Origin of the sequence: uncultured Phenylobacterium sp., from assembly GCF_902826855.1 — a bacterium.
Taxonomy (GTDB): Bacteria; Pseudomonadota; Alphaproteobacteria; order Caulobacterales; family Caulobacteraceae; genus Phenylobacterium.
The window spans coordinates 1-2055 of sequence record NZ_CADEGK010000359.1; the positions used below are offsets into that span (position 1 = coordinate 1).

2 protein-coding genes are annotated in these 2055 nt (G+C 66.4%); both read right to left on the reverse strand.

What is annotated here, in order from left to right:
• Positions 1-683, reverse strand: a 683-nt coding sequence (locus tag QZV94_RS24715) for a proton-conducting transporter membrane subunit (RefSeq protein ID WP_293683079.1), incomplete at its 3' end; no start/stop codon positions are given.
• A partial coding sequence (locus tag QZV94_RS24720; protein ID WP_293683081.1) for an NADH-quinone oxidoreductase subunit L occupies positions 683-2055 on the reverse strand: 1373 nt, incomplete at its 5' end. The genes QZV94_RS24720 and QZV94_RS24715, both read right to left, overlap by 1 nt.

Genomic DNA, 2055 nt, shown 5'->3' on the forward strand with positions numbered 1-2055 from the left:
ATCGGCATCTTGACCGCGAAGCTGGCGAAGAAGGCCAGCCACAGCCAGGTCTGCACCTCCGGCGCGAACCCGTAGATCATCAGCTCGGGGATCGACGACGTGCCGCTGGTCCCGATCATGTAGAGGATCGCCGCCAGCATCAGCACCGAGCCCAGCAGGGTGTAGAGGAAGAACTTGAAGGCCGCGTAGACGCGGCGCGCTCCGCCCCAGATGCCGATGATCAGGAACATCGGCACGAGGCCGAATTCGAAGAAGGCGTAGAAGACCACCAGGTCCAGCGCGCAGAACACCCCGATCACCAGGGTCTCCAGCAGCAGGAACGCGATCATGTACTCGTGGACGCGGGTCTCAATCGTCTTCCAGGATGCCGCAATGCAGAGCGGCATCAGGAACGCGGTCAGCAGCACGAACAGAACGGAGATGCCGTCCACGCCCATGCGGTAGACGATGCCGGCGAACCACGGCGTCTCCTCGACGAACTGGAAGCCCCAGTCGTTCGGGTTGAACCGCGCCACCAGCAGCACCGAGAGCGCCAGCGTCACCAGGGTGGTGACCAGCGCGATCCAGCGCGTGGCCTCCAGGCCACGGGCGTCGTCCGGACGGCCGGTCAGGCGGATGCCCAGGATCAGGGCCACGCCCGCCAGCGGGGCGAAGGTGATGAGCGAGAGAAGCGGCATGCCCATCAGCCCCTGTTCCAGGCCAGAAGCGCGTAGGTCAGCAGGCCCGCGACGCCCAGCAGCATGACGAAGGCGTAGTGGTAGACGTAGCCGGACTGCAGGCGCCCTGCCCCCTTGCCCACCTGAACGGACACCGCCGAGACCCCGTCCGGGCCGAAACCATCGATGATCCGCTGGTCGCCGCCCTTCCAGAACAGCAGGCCCAGGAGCCGCGTCGCGCGCACGAAGGTGGCCTGGTAGATCTCGTCGAAGAACCACTTGTTGTAGAAGAACCGGTAGAGCAGCCCGCCATTGGCGGCCCACCGCGCGCCCACGCCTTCTCGGGCGATGTAGACCCACCACGCGGCGGCGAGGCCGATCAGCGTCACCGTCAGCGGCGACCACAGCACCCAGGCCGGCAGGCCGTGCGCGCCTTCCAGCACGTGATTGTCAGGCGCCGTGAAGATCGCGCCGCGCCAGAACTCATGCTGCTCATGGCCGATGAACTGGTGGTGGTAGGCGAAGCCCGCCGCGACGGCGCCGATGGCCAGCAGGATCAGCGGCAGGCGCATGGTCCACGGGCTCTCGTGCGGCAGGTGCGGGCCATGGTGCGCATGCCCATGGGCCCCGTGCGCCTCGTCCGGTTCGCTGTGCGTCTCGATCTGCGCGTGGCTGGCGTGGTCATCCGCGTGCGCATCGGCGTGGTCGTGGTCGCGGTTGTGCCAGTGGTGCTCGAGGTCCTCGGACGTCCAGCGGGCGTGGCCATTGAAGGTGAAGAACGCCAGGCGCCAGGAATAGTAGCTGGTCAGCCCCGCCACGAAGATCGCGATCACGAAGGCGAAGTAGCCCATGGCGCTGCCCGCGGCGCCGGCGATGTAGGTGGCGTTGATGATCGAGTCCTTGGAGTAGAAGCCGGCGAAGCCCCACTCCTGTCCCAGGATTTCCATCGGCAACCCGATGCCGGTGATCGCCAGCGTGCCGATGATCATCACGGTCGAGGTGACAGGCAGGTATTTCCCAAGGGCGCCATAGCGGCGCATGTCCTGCTCATGGACCATGGCGTGGATCACCGAGCCCGCGCCCAGGAACAGCAGCGCCTTGAAGAAGGCGTGCGTGAACAGGTGGAACATCCCGGCCTGGTAGGCGCCCACGCCGGCGGCCATGAACATGTAGCCGAGCTGCGAGCAGGTGGAGTAGGCGATCACCCGCTTGATGTCGTTCTGCATCATGCCGACCGTGGCCGCGAACAGCGCCGTGATCGCTCCGATGAAGACCACGATACCCTTGGCCACCGGCGCGTACTCGAACATCGGCGACAGGCGGCAGACCATGAAGACGCCGGCTGTCACCATGGTGGCGGCATGGATCAGGGCCGAGACGGGGGTCGGGCCTTCCATGG